Origin of the sequence: Amniculibacterium aquaticum, assembly GCF_003852705.1 — a bacterium.
Taxonomy (GTDB): domain Bacteria; phylum Bacteroidota; class Bacteroidia; order Flavobacteriales; family Weeksellaceae; genus Amniculibacterium; species Amniculibacterium aquaticum.
Genome location: NZ_REFA01000005.1, coordinates 58,527 through 78,920 on the forward strand (window position 1 = coordinate 58,527; position 20,394 = coordinate 78,920).

Here is a 20,394-nt window from a genome sequence, read left to right on the forward strand (position 1 = left end):
GTACAACGCAGTTTGTTGAGTTAAAATTTTAGCTAAAACAGTTTTTAACCACAATTAGCAGAATGAGTATCACAAGTAAAGCTTTTACCAAAACCACAAAATCCATTGTTTTTTTTCTGACAGGATTTTTCATGGTATCTGTGGCCTCGAAGTCTTGTTTTTCTTCGACAATTTCAGTTTCTCCAGGAAGCATTTCTAGAATACTAATCCCTTTTACCACCGATTTATTCAGTAAAGAGTTGGTTGCCTGAAGCACCACATGAAACTGTCCGTCTTTGAATTCTGTTATTTTAAAACTCCGTTCTCCATAGGATTTTTCCAATCCAAAAGGCAGAATTTTAACCACATCGGCATTGTGTGTTTGCCATTTTAGGTGAATGGTATCTCCTTTCTTAGCACGAACTTTACTGGAAGAAAAAGAACGAATATAGGGAGGCTGGCTGGATCTTTTACTTCGTTGTTGATGTCCAAAATCTTGATCGTAAAATCTTCTTTTTTCGGGATCGCTCAACACATCATAAGCTTCTTGAATTTCCATAAAACGAGCTTCGAAAAAAGGATCGTTATCGTTTTTATCAGGATGATATTTTAAAGATAATTTCCGATATGCTTTCCGTATATCCTCCTCAGTTGCTGTATGTTTTATCCCTAGAAAATAGTAATAATCTTTCAAAATTTATGATTTATAAAGGATTATGATCCGGTCCAACTTTGTTAAAAAATCCCTGTCGACCATAGGCTGACCGACAGGGTTAAATTGTTATTTAAAATACTCCACTCCGTTTTTGAAGATGTTGTGGTAATTGGCCGATGGAATATTTTTGAACAATCCGTCAGAGAATCGTTCAGGATGTCCCATTCTACCGTATATTTTACCACTTTCGCTGGTAACTCCTTCTATTCCGAAAAGTGAATTGTTCGGGTTGAAAGGCATTCCGTGCGCAACATTTCCTTCAAAGTCAATGTATTGAGTAGCGATTTGTCCTTTTTTGTAAAGCTCGGTCAGCACCTCTTCAGAAGCCATAAAACGACCTTCGCCATGAGAAATCGGAATGGTGTACACTTCGTCTTTCATCCCCTTCAACCAAGGAGAATTGTCGCTCACCACTTTCACATTCACCATTTGCGAGATGTGTCTTCCGATGGCATTGTGGGCAAGAGTTGGCGAGTTTTCGTCCAAATCTCTAATCTCGCCGTACGGCAACAATCCGGATTTTACCAAGGCTTGGAAACCGTTACAGATCCCTAAAATCATTCCGTCTCTACCCAAAAACTCATGAACTGCATCTTTCATTTTGGCATTTTTCAACACATTCACAATGAATTTTGCAGAACCATCCGGCTCGTCACCGGCAGAGAAACCACCGGAAAATACCAAGATTTGAGATTCTTTAATTTTAGAAACCCAACGGTCGATGGACTCTTCCAAAGTATTGTGATTGATGTTGACCAAAGGCAAACTTTCTACCAAGGCACCTTCTTTTCTGAACGCATTTTTGGTTTCGAATTCACAATTTGTTCCCGGGAATACCGGAGCAAAAACTCTAGGACTTCCTAATTTATGCGAAATGATGTTGATGGATTTTTTCTCGATTCCATTCAAGTTTTCATCCAATTCGATGTCAATTTTTCTCGGTTCTTTCGTTGGAAATAATTTTTCAAAAGTACCAAAATTAACTTCAACCAATTTTTTGATTTCAACAGTTAAATTATTGATTTTCAGACTTCCCGAATTTTCGACTTCACCAATCAGTTGAAGTAAATTATTTTCTAGTTTTTCTGTAGTTTCAATTATTAAACCTCCTATATTTTTGGTTAATGCTAATTTATCATCGATACCAACCGAAGCACCCAATTGGTTACCAAAAGACATCTTAGCCAATGCAACAGCTACACCGCCTTCTTTAATGGTCTTTACAGAAACCACTTTTCCGGCTTTAATTTGAGCATGGATAAAATCGTAGATTGCAATTAAATCTTGATAATTTGGCAACCCATTTTCCTGAGTTTTATGCTGGAAATGATAGATGTAATTTCCGGCTTTTTTAAACTCTGGAGAGATCACGGTTTTCTTTTCACCATGAGCACAAGCAAAAGAAATTAAAGTTGGTGGCACATGGATGTCTTGGTAAGTTCCGCTCATGGAGTCTTTACCTCCGATGGCTGCCAAACCAAAATTCATCTGAGCATCATAAGCACCCAAAAGCGAAGCCAAAGGCTTGCCCCATTTTTCCGGTTGGCTTCCTAATTTTTCAAAATATTCTTGGAAGCTCAAACGGATATTTCTGAACTCGCCACCCATGGCTACAATTTTCGCCACCGATTCAACAACCGCCATAGAGGCTCCTATCATGGAGTTTTGCTTAGAAACTTCCGCATCAAATCCCCAACTTGCAAAAGATACCGTTTCTACATTTTTAGCTCTAAGTACCGGGATGGCTTGTACGCTACCTTCGGTCTCAGTTAGCTGATATTTTCCTCCAAAAGGAAGTGCAACCGTAGTTCCGCCCACGGTAGAATCAAACATTTCTACCAAACCTTTTTGTGAAGCAACATTTTTATCTTTAAGAGCAGCCAAGAAATTTTCTTGGTTAAATTCTATAGCTTTCTGCTCTACCTTTTCTAGATGATTTATTTTTGCAGATTGCGTTTTGCTACAACCGCTGGTATCCAAAAATTCTCTGCTTAGATCAACAATTTTCTGACCGTTCCAGAACATTTGCATTCTGCCACTGTCGGTTACTTTTGCAATTTCTACCGCTACAATATTTTCTTCTTTACAATATTGGATGAATTGGTCTTTGTCTTTAGCCTCGATCACCACAGCCATTCTTTCTTGAGATTCAGAAATTGCCAATTCCGTCCCGTTCAAACCTTCATATTTTAAAGGAAGAACATCCAAATTAATTTCCAAAGAATCGGCAATTTCGCCAATAGCTACCGAAACACCACCTGCACCAAAATCGTTGGATTTTTTGATCAGTTTCGTAACTTCTGGTTTTCTGAAAAGTCGTTGAATTTTTCTTTCTTCTACCGCATTTCCTTTCTGAACTTCAGTAGAAAGTGTATGGATAGAGGTTTCATCTTGTTCCTTAGAACTTCCGGTTGCTCCACCAACACCGTCTCTACCGGTTGCACCTCCCAAAACAATAACCACATCTCCAGCTTCGGGCTGCTCTCTTCGCACCCAATCTTTAGGTACAGCACCGGCAACAAAACCTACCTCCATTCTTTTGGCTTTGTAGCCCTCGTCATAGATTTCGGAAACATGGGTTGTTGCCAAACCAATTTGGTTACCGTAAGAAGAATATCCGTTGGCAGCTTGTTTGGTAATGGTTCTTTGTGGAAGTTTCCCTGGTAAAGCTTTAGAAATAGGCTCCAACACATCGGCAGCACCGGTTAATCTCATCGCTTGGAAAACGAAAGATCGCCCGGACAAAGGATCTCTAATCGCACCGCCTAGACAAGTGGAAGCTCCACCGAAAGGTTCAATTTCCGTTGGGTGATTGTGGGTTTCGTTTTTGAATAATAAATACCACGGTTCTTTTTTACCATCGTATTCTACTTCTATCTCTACGGTACATGCGTTGATTTCATCTGAAACCACCATGTTTTCAAGATTTCCTGTCTTCTTGAAATATCTTGCAGAAACGGTTGCCAAATCCATCAAAGAAATTGGTTTCGCTTCTCTTCCTAAGAATTTTCTTTTTTCTAAATAATCGTTGAAAATATTTTGTAAAGTCGATTGAAACTGACCTTCGAAAGAAATATCTGTAAGTTCGGTTTCGAAAGTTGTGTGTCGGCAATGATCACTCCAATAGGTATCCAAAACTTTCAGTTCGGTTTCGGTAGGGTTTCTGTTTTCGGATTTAAAATAATCCTGAATCATTTGCAAATCATCAAAACCGAAGGCAAAACCATAAGAATTGTAGAAATTTTCTAATTCTTCGGTATTCCATGAGATAAATTGGTCAAAAACCACAATTGGATCTGGAGTTTCTTCCGCTGGAATTTCCAAGCGATCAAGGTTTTTCTCCTGAGATTCAACTTTATTGATGAGTAGATTTTTTACCTCTACCAACTCATTTTCTGTAAGCCCTGTCATCTCAATCAGCTTACCACTTCTAACAGTAACTTTGTCATTACCAGTTAGTAACGCAATACATTGTTGTGCCGAATCAGCTCTTTGATCGTACTGTCCCGGTAGAAATTCGGTTGCAAAATGCAAAGAAGTTGCAGGATTATTGTCGTGCAAAATATCAACCACAGGATCTACAAATGTAGAATTGATGACCTTTGCAAAATCCTGATCGTCCATACCGAAGACATCATAAATATTGTAAACTTTTACCGATTCTACATTCGGTAAAATGCTTTTAATTTCGTTCAAAACTTTTGGACTTTCTACATCGAAAAGACCTCTTTTTTCTACAAAAATTCTTTTGTTCATTTTTACTAATTATTGTTTTTTTTAACACAGGACTACGCCCTATACTAATGATTTCTACCATAGGACTACGCCCTATGCTAATGATTTCGCCACTTCGTGGCTTTATTGGTATACTTTAATTAAAAAAATATGCAGCCCAAAAGACTGCATACTATTTTATACTTTCAGGTCTGTTTCTAGTCCGATTAAATCTGCATATTTCTGTAAAATGGGTTGGATTTCGTTTTCCACAAACTGCTGGGTCTGAATAGGCGAAAATCCAATGAAATTTTTAGGATCCAAAACTTCCATCAATTTTGACTTATCAAATTTCAAGGAATTGTCGTTCATGATTCTTTCGATCAAATCGTTGTCCTTTCCTTCCATTTTTACTTGTTTGGACGCTTCCATGGAGTGTACACGGATGGTTTCGTGTATTTCTTGTCGGTCGCCACCGGCTTTCACCTCTTCCATAATGATGTATTCTGTTGCCATAAAAGGAAGTTCTTCCATGATGTGCTTGTGGATTCTGTTTTCGTAAACCACAATTCCGCTCAGGATGTTGTTCCAGATCAACAAAATGGCATCTACAGCCAAGAAAGCTTGTGGAATGGCCAATCTCTTGTTGGCAGAATCGTCCAAAGTTCTTTCGAACCACTGAGTGGCTGCCACCATTGCTGATGAATTTTGCAAAGAAATAACGAACTTGGACAATGCCGAAATTCTTTCGGAACGCATTGGGTTTCTTTTATACGCCATGGCTGAAGATCCGATTTGGTTTTTCTCAAACGGTTCTTCTATTTCTTTTAGGTTCGCCAATAATCTAAGATCGTTGGTGAATTTATGGGCAGACTGAGCAATATTCGACAATAAAGCCTGAACTTTTGCATCAATTTTTCTATCGTAAGTTTGTCCAGAAACTCCGAAAACTTTTTCGAAGCCAAATCTTTTTGAAAGTTCTTTATCCAGATGTTGAACTTTGGAATAATCACCGTTGAAAAGCTCCAAAAAGCTAGCAGCGGTACCTGTAGTTCCTTTTACCCCTCTAAATCTTAAAGTTTCTAAGAAAAACTCCAACTCTTCGAAATCCAACAATAAAGATTGCAGCCAAAGCGTTGCTCTTTTACCAACGGTAGTCAACTGTGCCGGTTGGAAATGGGTAAACCCAAGAGTAGGCAAATCTTTGTATTTCAGGGCGAAATCGGACATTTTTTTGATGACATTCACCAATTGCTTTCTCACAATTAGCAGTCCGTCTCTCATCTGGATCAGGTCGGTATTGTCTCCTACAAATGCCGAAGTAGCTCCCAAATGGATGATTGGCTTGGCTAGTGGTGCCACATCTCCGTAAGCGTGTACATGCGCCATCACATCGTGACGGAATTTCTTTTCGTACTCTGCAGCTTTGTCGAAATCGATATTCTCGGCTTGTTCTTTTAGCTGAGCAATTTGTTCATCGGAAATTTCCAATCCCAGATCTTTTTCAATTTCTGCAAGAGCGATCCAAAGTTTTCTCCAGTTTCTAAATTTGTTGTCTGGTGAAAAGTTGTACAACATTTCTGCACTAGAATAGCGTTCTTCAAGTGGATTTTTGTAGGAATTCATTTTATACTTTTACTTTAATTTTAGATTTCACAAAATTACGCTTTTTAGTTGAAAAACTAAAATCACTGCATTTTTAAAACATTAAAATCAAATAAAAACAAAAACAAGAAATAAAAGCTTCAATTTCTTAAAAAAATAGCGAGTAACTATACTACAACCTTTGAAAAACTATTTCACTTCAATTCCTGTGATGTAATAAAATACGGCCGAAACCCTTGCTAAAAATTCCCGAAATTGGTTGCGATAAAAGCTTTCATTTTTATAAACATCTCGTGCTGAAAACGCAAGAGCATTCATATTTAGACTTCTGGCATAGAAAAGTGCTCTAAGATTATGAAAGCCTTGTGATACGATGATGATGTTGTTCTTTTGAAATTTTGTCTTGCAATTGTTGATGGATAAACGCGTATTAAAACCTTTGGTATCTTTGATGATGATGTTCTCTGGTACCCCTTCTTGATAAATGAGGTAATTTTTCATGGCTTCGGTTTCGTCGTAGCCTTTGCTTTTCTCGCCACTTACCAGTATGCTTTTTATTTTCCCATGATGGTACAGCAATGCTGCAGCATCCATTCTTGCAACAAAATAGGGATTGGAGATTCCGGATCTCATTTTGGGAGAAGTTCCTAGTACCAAAGCGACTTCTCTAGGTGGTATTTTGGATATTCTGTCGTAAGTCCTTCCGTTGGTTTCTGAATACACCCAGATATTGGCCAAAATCATGAGCAAAAAAGTAATTTCTGCCAAATTGATGATGGATTTAAATATTTTCAGAATGGAATTCAAACTTTCTACGATTTTTTTATCAAAAACAAATTAACTTAAATCAAAATTAAGAATAATTTTTGGGGTAAGCGGTATGCACATGCATGCTAAAATTTTTCCTTGTTCAATTTCTTTATCGGTTAGGTATTCATTTTCCAACAATTCGACCTCCCCTTCTATTAACTTACATTCGCAGCTTCCACAGATGCCGGACTTGCACGAATACGGAACAGGAAAATCCTGTGACAACAGGTAATTGAGCAATTTATTTTTATTATCCGGGACGGTTGTAGTATACTTTTTGTTCATTAAAGTAAAATCAACTTCTATATTTTCAATCAAAGGGAATTCTTTTTCTTGAGGATAAATATCCGAATCGAACGAATCAAACAATTCAAAATGAATATTTCTTTTTTGAATTCCGTGATGAAAACAGGCGTTTGCCAAAGATTTTATCATCTCACCTTTACCACAAATCAACACTTCATCCACGGCATCCCAAATGGTCGATTCTTCATCCGTATCGTCCAAATGCAAAATTTGGTTGATGATTAAAACAAGTTTTTTAGCATCCAATCTGCCCTGATAGAGTGAATAATTTACTTTTTCTTGAGAGTAAAAGTAATGAACCTCCAATCGGTCCTTGTGCATTTTAACCAAGTCGTCCAATTCTTCCTTAAAAACAGTTTCGGATTTGGATTTATTACCATAAAACAAGAACAACCGCGTTCTCGGTTCATTGAACAGAATGCTTTTGAAATGACTGATGATGGGCGTTATGCCTATCCCCATGCAAAAGCCAATAATGGTTCGGAATTCGTGAGGTTTGGTTTCCACTGTAAAACGACCAGCAGGTTCTGAAATTTCCAGGACATCTCCAATTTTGTAATTTTTGTACAAATAAGCCGATGGACTTTCTGGAGAATTAATTTTGATGCCCAACGAAAATTTTCCTTCGTGTGGAGCCGATGTAATGGAATAATCCGCTTGGTAATCTTGCCCATGAAAAGGAAATTTAACACTCACATACTGCCCGGATTGAAACCGATACGACTGTTCTAAGTTCGTAGGAATTTCAAATTCCAGAGCAAATGCATTTTTGGTCAGTTCCTTTTTTTGAACTAATTTTAGACCGTGGAAAACAGATTTTTTTGTCTTAGTTGTAGGTTTCATAATTTCACTCAAAAATAAATATTTTCTTTTAAAAAGAAAAATAAAATAGAGAATAACTATACAAACTGGAAATAAAAATCATATTAAACTATTGAAAATCCAACTCTTATGAAGAAAATTATATTAAGCTCCTTATTTGCGATCACTTTAGTAGCATGTAAAAAAGAAAGTGCTTCTACTGAAAGTAACAGCGCTCAGGTAAGCGAAACGACCGAAACAACAAGTCCAGATAACGCACCTGCTTTAGTAGAAATTAGTTTGGAAAAAGCAAATGAACTCTTTGCAACCAAGGAAAACGACACCCTTTATGTGACCAATTTCTTTGCAACTTGGTGCGGTCCTTGCATGAAGGAAATCCCACATTTCAAGGATAAAATGGCTGAATTAAAAGATAAACCTGTAAAATTCACCTTCATCAGCTTGGATGACAAGACCGATTGGGATTCGGTGAAAGATTTTGGAGCCGAGCATCAACTTTCCAAAAACATTGTATTGTTGGACGGAACTTCTTTAAATCCTGAGTTTTTCACAAAAAACTTCAAGACTTGGCAAGGAGAAAGCATTCCTTTTACTTTCATGAAAAAAAAGAATGCCAGCAACGAAACCGTGGGATCCATGACCAAAGATCAATTGGATGCTAAAATTTCAGCTTTGCTAAAATAAATCAAGACCAACCTTTCAATCTTTCTTAATATAGAGCCTGTTTAAAATTTTATCGAAATAATAATTCGACTATTTTTAATATTTACTTATCTGACTTTTTGTATAGATGTTTAGATACAAAATTTTAAACAGGCTCCTAGAAAGATTGATTTTTTATATCATACAATTTCTCTACAATGACCAAAAACTTTAAAATAACGACGGGACTTTTATTGTTCATCATCATTGTATGCATCATCATCAACCTGAATACCGGTTTTGTTTCTTTAAAATTCGAAGATTTTTTTGGCAATTCCGAGCAATCCACCATTGCGCAACTAAGAAGTAATAGAGTGATTGCCATGCTGTTTGCAGGAGTTGCCATCCCAACTTCTGGATTTCTATTGCAAGAATATTTTCAAAATCCCTTGGCCGGTCCATCGGTTTTGGGGATTACATCGGTGGCTAGCCTATCGGTAGCTGTTTACATTTTTTTGTCTCAAGATTGGGTCATTCCGGAATTTTTGCAAAATTCTTTTCTCAGTTTTTTTGCCATTATAGGTTCTCTTATGATGATGTTCGTTTTGTTGGGAATGTCCAAAAAATTTCCTGACAAATCCTTTCTCATCATCCTTGGTTTCTTGGTTTCAGCACTATCTGGAGCTGTTGTTTCTATACTACAACTCTATGCCGATAACCAAAGTTTGAAAAATTATATCTTGTGGAGTTTTGGGGCTAACAATATCCTTTCCACCAATCAAATTTACATATTAGGACTGTTTATCATTTTGGGATTGGGTCTAAGTTTCAAAACCATCAAACCGTTGATTGGAAACAGCCTGGGCACACAATATGCGCAAAGTTTGGGGGTCAATCTCAAGCATTTAAAATTGCTGATCATCCTAGCTTCATCTTTACTATCAGCCACCATAACGGCATTTTTGGGTCCTATTTTATTCATCGGAATTATTGTTCCTCATTTTTGCAGAATGATCTATAATCCTTCCAAACTGTGGCAACAATGGATACTGAACATGCTTCTGGGGATCTGCATCATGCAGATATTTTCCATTTTGTCCGAAGTATCCAAACTGCCTCTCAATGTCATCACCTCGCTATTTGGAATTCCTGTTATTTTGATGATGCTCGTAAAATCCAAATCGTTCAAAGCCGGATAAATTATGTTTTTGGAAATAGAAAATACCACAATTGGATACAACAAATCTTTAGTCGAAGGCATCAGTACCCAGCTTGCATTGGGCGATGTATGTTTGTTGATCGGGAATAACGGCGTTGGGAAAACCACTTTGATCAAGTCCATCCTCAATCAATTGCCCCTTCTTAATCACGGTAAAATTCTTATGGATCGCCAAGAGATAAAAACCCTTTCCGTAAAAGAAATTGCACATTTGATATCTATCGTTTTTTCAAAATCAGAAATCCCAATGAATTACACCGTTAAAGATTTGGTTTCTTTGGGCAAATACATTCATTATCCGTATTATTTTGAATTGAATAAAGACGATCAAACTGAAATTGAGGATATTATAAAAAATCTAGGCTTGAATGTTTATGAAAAACTACAATTGAGACAACTTTCGGACGGTAATTTACAAAAAGCATTTATTGGTCGAGCTTTAGCACAGAATACACCCATCATTATTTTGGATGAACCTACCACGCATTTGGATGAAAATAATAAAGTGGCCATCCTAAAACTTCTCAGAAATATTGCCAAAAAGCAAAATAAAATCATCTTATTTTCTTCACACGATTGGCGATTGGCAAAGGAATTTGCCGATAAAATTTGGTACATCAAAAATGGGAATTTCTATTCTGGAGTTACAGAAGACATCCTGATTCAGCATAAAGAATTGACCCAACCCACACTTTTCAATATGGATACGGGCTTTGCCGCACCCCAAATTGTGGCTCCCGAACTTCAAAAAGAAATGCTCTATTCTGTACTCCAAAAAAACTTCAATTTTGACCTTTCAAAAATCAAATTCGAGTTCAACAACGATGTTTGGGTGATTTTCATTGAAAATTCACAACTAAAAGCAAGAAACTTTAAAGATATCATTGATATTATCCAAAACACTCATTAATACTACATTTACACTTCTTTCTCAAAATACTATGCATGCATAGTATTATGCTTTTCATATATTTTAATTAACTGATAATCATCTGTTTAAAAATAATGTTCATTTTATAAGTATTATGCATGCATAATATTATTATATTTGGAATACAACAAATCTCAAATGATTATGGATCTTAAAAATAAAGATAAAGTTGAAAATATCGACCTTATCCTGAAACAAACTTGGCTTTCGGTTTCCAAGATGTATTCCGAATTGGCTCAAGATTACGACGCTACAGCGGTACAAGCCCTCACTCTTCTAAAAATTGACCCAAAAGACGGCACCAGAAGCACCAATCTGGGCCCTAAAATGGCGATTGAACCTACATCTCTAACCCGAATTATCAAACTTTTAGAAGACAACGGCTACATCTACAAAGAAAAAACATCCAGCGACAAAAGAGAAGTCATCATAAAACTGACTGACAAAGGATTACAATCTAGAAATTTATCCAAAGAAGTCGTTGTGAATTTCAATAAAAAAGTAGTTGAAAAAATTGCTCCTGAAAAGCTTGAAACCTTCAAAGAAGTGATGACTGAAATTATGAAAATATCAACCGAACTCAATTCAAAAAAATAAAATAATATAATGAAAAGAAGAATAAAACATGTTACGGTTCTGGGTTCCGGAATTATGGGAAGCGGTATCGCAGCCCATTTTGCCAATATCGGAGTGGAAGTTTTACTGCTCGATATCGTTCCGTTTGAACTCTCTGAAGCCGAACAAAAAAAAGGTATTACCAAAGAGGATAAAGCGGTAAGAAACAGAATTGCTACCGAAAACTTGGCTAAACTTAAAAAAGCCAGTCCGGCCCTGCTCTATTCTCCAAAATTTGCCGACCGCATCAAAGTTGGAAATTTTGATGACGACATGCCTAAAATCAAAAACACCGATTGGATTATAGAAGTCGTAGTCGAAAGATTGGACATCAAAAAATCGGTGTATGAAAAAATTGAACAACACAGAAAACCCGGTACTTTGGTTTCGTCCAACACCTCTGGGATCCCTATCCATTTCCTTACTGAAGGCAGAAGCGATGATTTCAAAGATTATTTTGCAGGAACTCACTTCTTCAATCCGGTACGATATTTACCCCTGTTAGAAATTATTCCAACACCGCACACACTTCCGGAAATTGTAGATTTCTACATGCAATATGGTGCAAAATTCTTAGGAAAAACTACGGTTTTAGCCAAAGATACTCCGGCATTTATTGCCAACAGAATTGGAGTTTTCGGGATCATGAACATCTTTAATACCATTGGAAAATTAGGACTTTCTATTTCCGAGGTGGATAAATTAACCGGACCTGTAATCGGTCGTCCTAAATCTGCAACTTTCCGTACTGCCGATGTGGTGGGTCTAGATACCTTGGTGCATGTTGCCAACGGCGTGAGAGAAAGCGGTGTAGAGCAAGAGTTGTTCAAAAATCAGTTCGAAATGCCTGCTTACATTGATTTCTTAATGAAGAATAATTTCTTGGGGTCAAAAACCAATCAAGGTTTCTTCAAAAAAGTTAAAGGCGATGATGGCAAATCCGAAATCCTTCAACTCAACCTTTCTACTTTAGAATACGAAACTCAAGGAAAAGCGAATTTCCCAACTTTAGAATTAACAAAAAACATCGATAAACCTATTGATCGTTTCAAAGTGTTGATTGGTGGAAAAGACAAAGCCGGAGAATTTTATAGACTTTCTCTAGGTGCTATGTTTGCTTATGTTTCGCACAAAGTACCCGAAATATCTGACGATATCTATAAAATTGACGATGCCATGAAAGCCGGTTTCGGTTGGGAAAATGGTCCATTCGAAATTTGGGATGCTGTTGGCGTTGCAAAAGGTGCAGAACTGGCTAAAGAAGCGGGTTACGACATTTCCGATTGGGCAAAAGCTTTGGTAGAAAAAGGAGAATCTTTCTATAAAATTAATGACGAAGGTCAATCCATTTATTTTGACAAAAACTCCGGAGACTATACTACAATCCCAGGAAAAGAGTCCTTTATCATCCTTGATAACATCAGAAAAAATAAAACTTTGTGGTCCAATTCCGGAGCTGCAATTCAGGATTTGGGCGACGGAATCATCAATTTCGAAATCCGTTCTAAAATGAATTCTTTGGGTGGCGAAGTTTTGGACGGACTCAACCGTGCGATCGACCTTGCCGAAAAAGAATACGACGGTTTGGTGATCGCTAATCAAGGAGCTAATTTCTCCGTAGGTGCCAACCTTGCCATGATCATGATGATGGCGGTGGATCAAGATTGGGACGATCTGAACATGGCGATTGCCTATTTCCAAAATACCATGATGAGGGTTCGTTACTCTTCCATCCCAACCGTTGTCGCTCCACACGGAATGACTTTGGGTGGTGGTTGCGAAATGGCGCTACACGCTGACCGAGTGGTTGCTGCCGCCGAAACTTATATCGGCTTGGTAGAGCTTGGCGTTGGCGTAATCCCTGGCGGTGGTGGTACCAAAGAATTTATCCGCAGAACTTCCAAAGATTTTGTAAAAGACGATGTCAAAACCAACCGTCTGAGAGATGCTTTTATGAATATCGCCATGGCAAAAGTAGCTACTTCTGCTTATGAAGCTTTCGATATGGGAATTTTTGAACACGGAAAAGATTTCGTTGTTGTAAACAAAAACAACCAAATTGCTGAAGCCAAAAAAGTAGCATTGCTTATGGCAGAACAAGACTATACCCAACCGATCGAAGAAAAGGTACTGGTTCTGGGTAAAGATGCACTCGGTATGTTCTTGGTAGGAACCGACCAAATGTTAGCCGGTAATTTCATCTCCGAATATGATAAAAAAATTGCCGACAAATTAGCAAGAGTTATGGTAGGTGGCGAACTTTCTGAACCTACTTTGGTCTCCGAAAGATATTTATTAAACCTTGAAAGGGAAACCTTCTTACAACTCTGTTCCGAAAGAAAAACCTTGGAAAGAATACAATTCATGTTACAAAAAGGGAAACCGCTTCGTAACTAGAAGTTAGACATTAGAAGTTAGAGGTTAGAGGTTAGATTTTAGAAATAGAAGCTCCGTAGGAGCGACCTGTTAATAGAAATATGCAATTACAAGAAGAAAGCTCCGTAGGAGCGACCTGTTAATAAAGACCAATAAAGTTTATGGCAAATACATATACAAAAATTTATATTCAAATTGTCTTCGCAGTTAAAGGAAGACAAAATTTGATTTCAAAAGAAAACAGAGAAGAATTACATAAATTTATTTCAGGTATTATTTCCAACAGAAATCAAAAATTGTATGCCATATTTGCAATGCCTGATCATGTTCATCTTTTGATAAGTATGAGTCCATCTATTTCAATTTCAGATTTGGTAAGAGATATTAAAGCAGGATCTTCAAAATTTATTAATGATAAAAAATGGATTAATGGTAAATTCAATTGGCAGGAAGGATATGGAGCGTTTTCTTATTCTAAAAGCAGTCTTGATTCTGTTGTAAAATATATTTTAAATCAAGAAGAACATCATAAAAAGAAAACATTCAGAGAAGAATATTTAGATTTTATGGAAAAATTTGAAATTGAATATGAATCTAAATACCTATTTGAATGGATTGAAAATTAACAGATCGCTCCTACGGAGCTCTACTCAATCACAAAACAATAATCTACGAACAGTAAACCTCTACGAGGCTTAAAAATTTCAAAAAAGTTTAAACCAACAAACAATGAAAACAGCATACATCATAAAAGGATACAGAACCGCAGTAGGCAAAGCGCCGAAAGGTTCGTTAAGGTTTACAAGACCTGATGAAATGGCAGCAACCGTCATCAAAAAACTTATGGGAGATTTCCCACAACTCGACAAAGACCGAATAGACGATGTCATCGTTGGAAACGCCATGCCCGAAGCAGAGCAAGGACTCAATGTTGCAAGATTAATCTCACTTATGGGACTCGACACCGACAAAGTTCCGGGAGTTACCGTAAACCGTTATTGTGCCTCAGGATCTGAAGCCATTGCCATTGCCACTGCTAAAATACAATCCGGAATGGCCGATTGCATCATTGCTGGAGGAACAGAATCTATGAGCTATATCCCGATGGGAGGCTACAAACCCGTACCGGATGCTGCTTTGGCAAAAACCAATCCCGATTATTATTGGGGAATGGGCTATACTGCAGAAGCCGTAGCCAACCAATTCAAAATCTCAAGGGAAGTTCAGGACGAATTCGCTTTTCATTCTCACCAAAAAGCGTTGAAAGCATTAACAGATGGTAAGTTTGTCAACCAAATTGCCGCTCTTCCTGTAGAATATAATTTCTTGGACGAAAACCAAAAAATGCAGTCCAAAAAATTTGATTTCATGGTGGACGAAGGACCTAGAAAAGACACCTCTTTGGAAGGTTTGGCAAAGCTAAGACCTGTTTTCGCCAACGGCGGAAGTGTAACTGCCGGAAACTCTTCACAGATGAGTGATGGTGCTGCTTTTGTCATCGTGATGAGCGAAGAAATGGTCAACGAACTCGGTCTAAAGCCAGAAGCCAGATTGGTCACTTATGCCGCAGCCGGTGTAGAACCAAGAATTATGGGAATGGGTCCCGTAGCCGCCGTTCCAAAAGCTTTGAAACAAGCAGGAATGAAATTACAAGATATTGAACTGATTGAACTTAACGAAGCTTTTGCTTCCCAATCGGTGGCGGTAATGAACGAGTTGGGCATCAACCCAGAAATCACCAATGTCAACGGTGGAGCCATCGCTCTTGGACATCCACTGGGTTGTACCGGGACTAAATTAGCGGTACAATTATTCGACGAAATGCGACTTAGAAACAACAAATACGGCATGGTTACCATGTGCGTAGGTACCGGACAAGGTGCAGCAGCTATTTATGAACTTTTATAAATTTTGAATTTTGAATTCTAAATTTTGAATTATTAAAAAAGACAATAAAAAATTCTTATTGAATCATGCAAAAAAATAATTTAATAAAGGATAAAACATTTGATTTTGCATTATTAATTATTGAATTATATAAGATTTGCAAAACCCAAAATGAATATGTAATATCCAAACAGTTATTAAGAAGTGGAACCTCAATCGGTGCAAATGTACAAGAGGCAACAGCTGGTTTTTCAGAAAAAGATTTTTTATATAAAATGTCTATTGCTAGTAAAGAAGCCAGAGAAACACAGTACTGGTTGGAACTATTATCAAAATCTAAAATTGTAACTTTTAATGAAGAAATTTATACATCTGAAATTAATAGTATTGTAAACATATTAACATCTATTGTTAAAACTCTTCAGCAAAAACCTAATAACAAATAATTCAAAATCCAAAATCCAAAATCCAAAATCCAAAATCCAAAATCTAAAATTAAACAACAATGAACAATACTTTAATCGGTGGCGAATTTTTAATTAAAGAAATTCCTGCAACAGCAATTTTCAGCTTAGAAGAACTTACAGAGGAGCAAAAAATGCTCAGAGATTCGGCAAAAGAATTTATCGACAGAGAAGTCATTCCGCAACACGACAGATTCGAGAAAAAAGATTATGCACTCACAGAAGAGTGTATGAAAAAACTGGGCGAAATGGGAATGCTCGGCATTACCGTACCGGAAGAATACGGCGGAATGGGAATGGATTTCGTGTCCACCACCCTTGCGTGTGATGTACTTTCTGGTGGCAACGGCTCTTTGGCAACGGCTTTCGGAGCTCACACCGGGATTGGTACATTGCCTACCCTTTTCTACGGTACTGAAGAACTCAAGAAAAAATACCTTCCCGATTTAGCAGCTGGATTAAAATTTGGTTCTTACTGTTTAACAGAACCCGATGCCGGTTCTGATGCCAACTCCGGAAAAACCAAGGCCGTACTTTCTGACGATGGCAAACACTACATCATCAACGGACAAAAAATGTGGATTTCAAATGCTGGTTTTGCAGATACTTTTACCTTATTTGCTAAAATTGACGACGATAAAAACATTACCGGTTTTGTCATCAACAGAAGCGAACTTGAAGATCCAAACTCTTTGACTTTGGGTGAAGAAGAACACAAATTGGGAATCCGCTCTTCCTCTACAAGACAGGTTTTCTTCAACAACATGAAAGTTCCAGTGGAAAATATGTTGGGCGAAAGAAACAATGGTTTCAAAATCGCCTTGAACGCCCTGAATGTGGGTAGAATAAAATTGGCAGCTGCCAACCTGGACGGACAAAGAAGAATCCTGGGACATTCTATAAAATACGCCAACGAAAGAAAACAATTTGGTGTTGCCATCTCAACATTTGGTGCGATCCGCAAGAAAATTGCAGAAATGGCGACCGGAGTTTTTGTTTCAGAAGCCGGAACTTACAGAGCTGCAAAAGACATTCAGAATAAAATAGACGAATTGGTTGCTGGTGGAATGAACCATCAAGAAGCCGAACTGAAAGGTGTGGAAGAATTTGCTGTAGAATGTTCTATCCTAAAAGTTTTCGTATCCGATCTTACCCAAAACACAGCCGATGAAGGCATTCAAATTTTTGGTGGAATGGGCTTTTCAGAAGATACGCCTATTGAATCTGCTTGGAGAGATGCCAGAATTGGTAGAATCTACGAAGGAACCAACGAAATCAACCGTTTGTTAGCTGTTGGAATGTTGATTAAAAGAGCCATGAAAGGTCAGTTGGATCTATTGACTCCGGCAATGGCCATTTCTAAAGAATTGATGGGCATCCCTTCATTCGAAGTACCGGATTATTCGGCTTATATGAGTGAGGAAAAAGCCATCATCGCCAATTTGAAAAAAGTGTTCTTGATGGTTTCCGGAGCTGCGCTTCAAAAATACATGATGGACATCGAGAAGCAACAACATCTATTGCTAAACGCTTCCGAAATTCTGAACCAAATCTACATGGCAGAATCGGCAATATTGAGAGCTGAAAAGCATTTTGCTGCAGACTCTGTAGAAGCATCAATGGCTCAGTTGAACCTGTACAAAGCAGTGGAAAAAATTATAGTTTCGGCCAAAGAAGGGATCATTTCATTTGCTGAGGGCGACGAACAAAGAATGATGCTTTCTGCTTTGAGAAGATTTACCAAATACACCAACCACCCGAATGTTGTGGCGCTTACTGAAAAAGTGGCTGCACATTTTGTGGAGAAAGGTCAGTATTAAAAAATACGATGCATCAATAAATTCTAAGCCTGCAAAATTGCAGGCTTTTTTGATGGAAAACCATTCATTTAAAAAATTGAATTTTAACAATACAAAGAAATAAACAAAATATAAAATAAATGTAAAATATATTTTACATTTTGGAATATATTTTTTACATTTGATAAAATAAAAATTCAAAATATTATGAAAAAACAATTGTTATTACCTCAAAAATTCAAAATATTTGGTTGGTTACTTTTAGCACTTAGCACTTTACTGTGGAGTATTTATGTCGTTTTCAACGAAGAATATCACATGAATACGACGGTGTTTTCAATAGTTGGAAGCGAAGGCTTTCTATTTGGAAGCGATACAAAATATTTTATTTTCATTAAAACAGACATTACCAATACTCTACTTGGAGCAATGTTCATCGTTGGTGGATTTCTTGTTGTATTTTCAAAAGAAAAAGTAGAAGATGAATTCATAACCAATCTTCGATTGACATCTTTCCAATGGGCTTTTTTTATGAATTATGCTGTTCTTTTGTTTCTCTTTCTTTTTATTTATGGAATTGATTTCCTGAATGTACTGATCTACAATATGTTTACAGTTATGATCTTATACATCGCTCGATTTCATTATTTGCTTTTTATGAATCAAAGAAATTTTCAAAATGAAGAATACGATTAAAATACAGAGAGCTACAAAAAATATTACGCAAGAAGAATTGGCAAAAATAATTTCAGTAAGTAGGCAAACCATCAATGCTATGGAGAAAAACAAATATGTTCCTTCTACTCTTTTAGCTCTAAAAATTGCAAAATATTTTGGTAAACCGGTGGAAGAAATATTCATTCTTGAAGAAGTCGATTAATGAAAAAGGCTACCCAAAATTGGATAGCCTTTTATTATTTAGTTTTCTTAAATCTTATCTCGCGATGTTTACCGAACGAGTCTCACGGATCACGGTAATTTTCACTTGTCCAGGATAAGTCAATTCATTCTGAATTTTTTCTGAAATATCGTAGGACAATTGTGCCGATTGTTCGTCATTCACCTTAGCACTTTCCACCATTACTCTCAGCTCTCTACCTGCTTGGATGGCATAGGCACTAGAAACACCATCAAATCCTAAGGCCGTTGCTTCTAGATCTTTCAACCTTTGGATGTACGATTCTAAGACCTGTCTTCTGGCACCCGGTCTAGCTCCTGAAATACCATCGGCAACTTGAATAATTGGTGAAAGTAAAGAGGTCATTTCAATTTCGTCATGGTGTGCACCAATCGCATTGATTACTTCTGGGTTTTCTCCGTATTTTTCTGCCCATTGCATTCCCAAAAGTGCGTGTGGCAATTCGGATTCTTGCTCCGGAACTTTACCGATATCGTGCAATAGACCTGCTCTTTTAGCTAACTTAACATTCAAACCAAGTTCTGCCGCCATGGTTGCTGCGATATTTGCTACTTCTCTGGAGTGTTGTAACAAATTTTGTCCGTAAGAAGAACGGTACTTCATTCGGCCAACAATTTTCACCAATTCTGGGTGCAAACCGTGGATACCGAGATCAATGATGGTTCTTTTTCCAACCTCAATTATTTCTTCTTCAATTTGTTTTCTGGTTTTTTCTACAACCTCTTCAATTCTCGCCGGATGAATTCGACCGTCTGTTACCAATCGGTGAAGTGAAAGTCTTGCGATTTCTCTTCTCACCGGATCAAAGCAAGATAGCAAAATGGCTTCAGGAGTATCATCAACGATAATTTCTACACCTGTTGCAGCTTCTAGCGCACGGATGTTTCTACCTTCTCTACCGATAATTCTACCTTTAACCTCATCGGATTCGATGTTGAAAACAGAAACTGAATTTTCTACAGCTTGCTCTGTTCCAATTCTTTGTATGGTTTGGATGATGATTTTTCTGGCTTCGTTTTTCGCATTCATTTGTGCTTCTTCCATGATGCTTTGTACATGAGCTTGAGCTCTTGTTTTGGCTTCAGATTTCATGGTTTCTACCAAATCATTTTTAGCTTCCTCTGCGGTGTATCCAGCGATTTTCTCCAACATTTCTACTTTTTGAGCATTGGCAATGTCCAATTCATGTTGTTTTTTATCGATGATTTCATTTTTTCTGGAATAATCGGCTATTTGTCTATCCAGATCTTTTTCCAATTTAGAAGTTTTACTAAGCTCGTCGTTCAGCTTATTTTCTTTGTCTTTGGTTCTTTTTTCAACTTCTTGCATTTTTCTCTCTCTGGCCTGAATGTCTGAATCGTGTTGAGATTTCAGTTCCAAAAATTTTTCTTTGGCTTGAAGGTGTTTTTCTTTTCTAAGGGCTTCTGCTTGTACAGTTGCTTTCTCTATGAGATTTTCGGCATTTTTCTTGGCATCATCCAAAATAAATTTTGCTTTGGTATTCAGGGAACTTTTGGAAAAAAGCATTCCAACAACGGCTCCTAAAATGAGACAAGCAATACCGACGATTACTACGGTTATCATATATTAA

The 20,394-nt window shown here is 37.3% G+C and carries 17 protein-coding genes; 11 read left to right on the plus strand and 6 right to left on the minus strand.

Translation table 11 applies throughout. The features are described 5' to 3' along the window. Positions 1-28: 28 nt before the first annotated feature. The 5 genes from EIY84_RS03450 to EIY84_RS03470 form a co-directional block, all read right to left on the minus strand. A complete protein-coding gene (locus tag EIY84_RS03450; RefSeq protein WP_124640518.1) occupies positions 29-673 on the minus strand; it encodes a J domain-containing protein in 645 nt (214 codons plus the stop codon). An 87-nt stretch (positions 674-760) separates the two neighbouring features. Next, on the minus strand, positions 761-4,450 hold the full coding sequence (locus EIY84_RS03455) for a phosphoribosylformylglycinamidine synthase (RefSeq protein ID WP_124640519.1): 3,690 nt from the start codon (positions 4,448-4,450) through the stop codon (positions 761-763). Positions 4,451-4,606: 156 nt separating this feature from the next. Next, positions 4,607-6,034 (minus strand): adenylosuccinate lyase, encoded by a 1,428-nt coding sequence (gene purB, locus EIY84_RS03460; RefSeq protein WP_124640520.1) that lies wholly within the window; start codon positions 6,032-6,034, stop codon positions 4,607-4,609. 168 nt (positions 6,035-6,202) lie between these two features. After that, positions 6,203-6,820, minus strand: a complete 618-nt coding sequence (locus EIY84_RS03465) for a SanA/YdcF family protein (RefSeq protein WP_394336891.1) — start codon at positions 6,818-6,820, stop codon at positions 6,203-6,205. Between the two features lie 30 nt (positions 6,821-6,850). After that, positions 6,851-7,972 carry a 2Fe-2S iron-sulfur cluster-binding protein gene (locus tag EIY84_RS03470; RefSeq protein ID WP_124640521.1) on the minus strand — a complete coding sequence of 374 codons (1,122 nt, stop codon included), beginning with the start codon at positions 7,970-7,972 and terminating at the stop codon, positions 6,851-6,853. 108 nt (positions 7,973-8,080) lie between these two features. On the opposite strand from EIY84_RS03470, the gene EIY84_RS03475 reads away from it, so the two are divergent. The 11 genes from EIY84_RS03475 (at position 8,081) to EIY84_RS03525 (ending at position 18,764) form a co-directional block, all read left to right on the plus strand. Further along, on the plus strand, positions 8,081-8,635 hold the full coding sequence (locus tag EIY84_RS03475) for a TlpA family protein disulfide reductase (RefSeq protein ID WP_124640522.1): 555 nt from the start codon (positions 8,081-8,083) through the stop codon (positions 8,633-8,635). Between the two features lie 176 nt (positions 8,636-8,811). Beyond that, the gene (locus EIY84_RS03480) at positions 8,812-9,792 is read left to right on the plus strand and encodes an iron ABC transporter permease (protein WP_124640523.1); all 981 of its coding nucleotides are present in this window, start codon (positions 8,812-8,814) and stop codon (positions 9,790-9,792) included. Positions 9,793-9,795: 3 nt separating this feature from the next. Further along, positions 9,796-10,722, plus strand: coding sequence for an ABC transporter ATP-binding protein (locus EIY84_RS03485; protein WP_124640524.1), 927 nt, complete (start codon positions 9,796-9,798; stop codon positions 10,720-10,722). 159 nt (positions 10,723-10,881) lie between these two features. Then, positions 10,882-11,340, plus strand: a complete 459-nt coding sequence (locus EIY84_RS03490; protein ID WP_394336892.1) for a MarR family winged helix-turn-helix transcriptional regulator — start codon at positions 10,882-10,884, stop codon at positions 11,338-11,340. Positions 11,341-11,349: 9 nt separating this feature from the next. Beyond that, a complete protein-coding gene (locus tag EIY84_RS03495) occupies positions 11,350-13,755 on the plus strand; it encodes a 3-hydroxyacyl-CoA dehydrogenase/enoyl-CoA hydratase family protein (protein ID WP_124640526.1) in 2,406 nt (801 codons plus the stop codon). Positions 13,756-13,895: 140 nt separating this feature from the next. Beyond that, positions 13,896-14,360 (plus strand): IS200/IS605 family transposase, encoded by a 465-nt coding sequence (gene tnpA / locus EIY84_RS03500; RefSeq protein ID WP_124640527.1) that lies wholly within the window; start codon positions 13,896-13,898, stop codon positions 14,358-14,360. A gap of 103 nt (positions 14,361-14,463) precedes the next feature. Next, positions 14,464-15,642 carry an acetyl-CoA C-acyltransferase gene (locus EIY84_RS03505; RefSeq protein ID WP_124640528.1) on the plus strand — a complete coding sequence of 393 codons (1,179 nt, stop codon included), beginning with the start codon at positions 14,464-14,466 and terminating at the stop codon, positions 15,640-15,642. Between the two features lie 65 nt (positions 15,643-15,707). Next, positions 15,708-16,067, plus strand: coding sequence for a four helix bundle protein (locus EIY84_RS03510; RefSeq protein ID WP_124640529.1), 360 nt, complete (start codon positions 15,708-15,710; stop codon positions 16,065-16,067). Between the two features lie 59 nt (positions 16,068-16,126). Then, complete coding sequence (locus tag EIY84_RS03515) at positions 16,127-17,905, plus strand: acyl-CoA dehydrogenase family protein (RefSeq protein ID WP_124640530.1); 1,779 nt, start codon at positions 16,127-16,129, stop codon at positions 17,903-17,905. A gap of 186 nt (positions 17,906-18,091) precedes the next feature. After that, positions 18,092-18,580 carry a hypothetical protein gene (locus EIY84_RS03520; protein ID WP_124640531.1) on the plus strand — a complete coding sequence of 163 codons (489 nt, stop codon included), beginning with the start codon at positions 18,092-18,094 and terminating at the stop codon, positions 18,578-18,580. Beyond that, a complete protein-coding gene (locus EIY84_RS03525) occupies positions 18,564-18,764 on the plus strand; it encodes a helix-turn-helix transcriptional regulator (RefSeq protein WP_124640532.1) in 201 nt (66 codons plus the stop codon). The genes EIY84_RS03520 and EIY84_RS03525 overlap by 17 nt, the downstream gene beginning before the upstream one ends. A 54-nt stretch (positions 18,765-18,818) precedes the next feature. Here the strand turns inward: EIY84_RS03525 and rny are convergent, their stop codons facing one another. After that, positions 18,819-20,387: a ribonuclease Y gene (gene rny, locus EIY84_RS03530; RefSeq protein ID WP_124640533.1), complete on the minus strand. Its 1,569-nt coding sequence runs from the start codon at positions 20,385-20,387 to the stop codon at positions 18,819-18,821. Positions 20,388-20,394: the final 7 nt, after the last annotated feature.

Excerpts from the sequence above, each read along its gene's own strand:
- EIY84_RS03495 (WP_124640526.1), top strand. The coding sequence starts at position 11,350 with ATGAAAAGAAGAATAAAACATGTTACGGTTCTGGGTTCCGGAATTATG.
- EIY84_RS03470 (WP_124640521.1), bottom strand. The coding sequence starts at position 7,972 with ATGAAACCTACAACTAAGACAAAAAAATCTGTTTTCCACGGTCTAAAA.
- EIY84_RS03475 (WP_124640522.1), top strand. The coding sequence starts at position 8,081 with ATGAAGAAAATTATATTAAGCTCCTTATTTGCGATCACTTTAGTAGCA.
- purB (WP_124640520.1), bottom strand. The coding sequence starts at position 6,034 with ATGAATTCCTACAAAAATCCACTTGAAGAACGCTATTCTAGTGCAGAA.
- EIY84_RS03455 (WP_124640519.1), bottom strand. The coding sequence starts at position 4,450 with ATGAACAAAAGAATTTTTGTAGAAAAAAGAGGTCTTTTCGATGTAGAA.
- EIY84_RS03480 (WP_124640523.1), top strand. The coding sequence starts at position 8,812 with ATGACCAAAAACTTTAAAATAACGACGGGACTTTTATTGTTCATCATC.
- EIY84_RS03510 (WP_124640529.1), top strand. The coding sequence starts at position 15,708 with ATGCAAAAAAATAATTTAATAAAGGATAAAACATTTGATTTTGCATTA.
- EIY84_RS03485 (WP_124640524.1), top strand. The coding sequence starts at position 9,796 with ATGTTTTTGGAAATAGAAAATACCACAATTGGATACAACAAATCTTTA.
- EIY84_RS03505 (WP_124640528.1), top strand. The coding sequence starts at position 14,464 with ATGAAAACAGCATACATCATAAAAGGATACAGAACCGCAGTAGGCAAA.
- tnpA (WP_124640527.1), top strand. The coding sequence starts at position 13,896 with ATGGCAAATACATATACAAAAATTTATATTCAAATTGTCTTCGCAGTT.
- EIY84_RS03490 (WP_394336892.1), top strand. The coding sequence starts at position 10,882 with ATGATTATGGATCTTAAAAATAAAGATAAAGTTGAAAATATCGACCTT.
- EIY84_RS03520 (WP_124640531.1), top strand. The coding sequence starts at position 18,092 with ATGAAAAAACAATTGTTATTACCTCAAAAATTCAAAATATTTGGTTGG.
- rny (WP_124640533.1), bottom strand. The coding sequence starts at position 20,387 with ATGATAACCGTAGTAATCGTCGGTATTGCTTGTCTCATTTTAGGAGCC.
- EIY84_RS03515 (WP_124640530.1), top strand. The coding sequence starts at position 16,127 with ATGAACAATACTTTAATCGGTGGCGAATTTTTAATTAAAGAAATTCCT.
- EIY84_RS03525 (WP_124640532.1), top strand. The coding sequence starts at position 18,564 with ATGAAGAATACGATTAAAATACAGAGAGCTACAAAAAATATTACGCAA.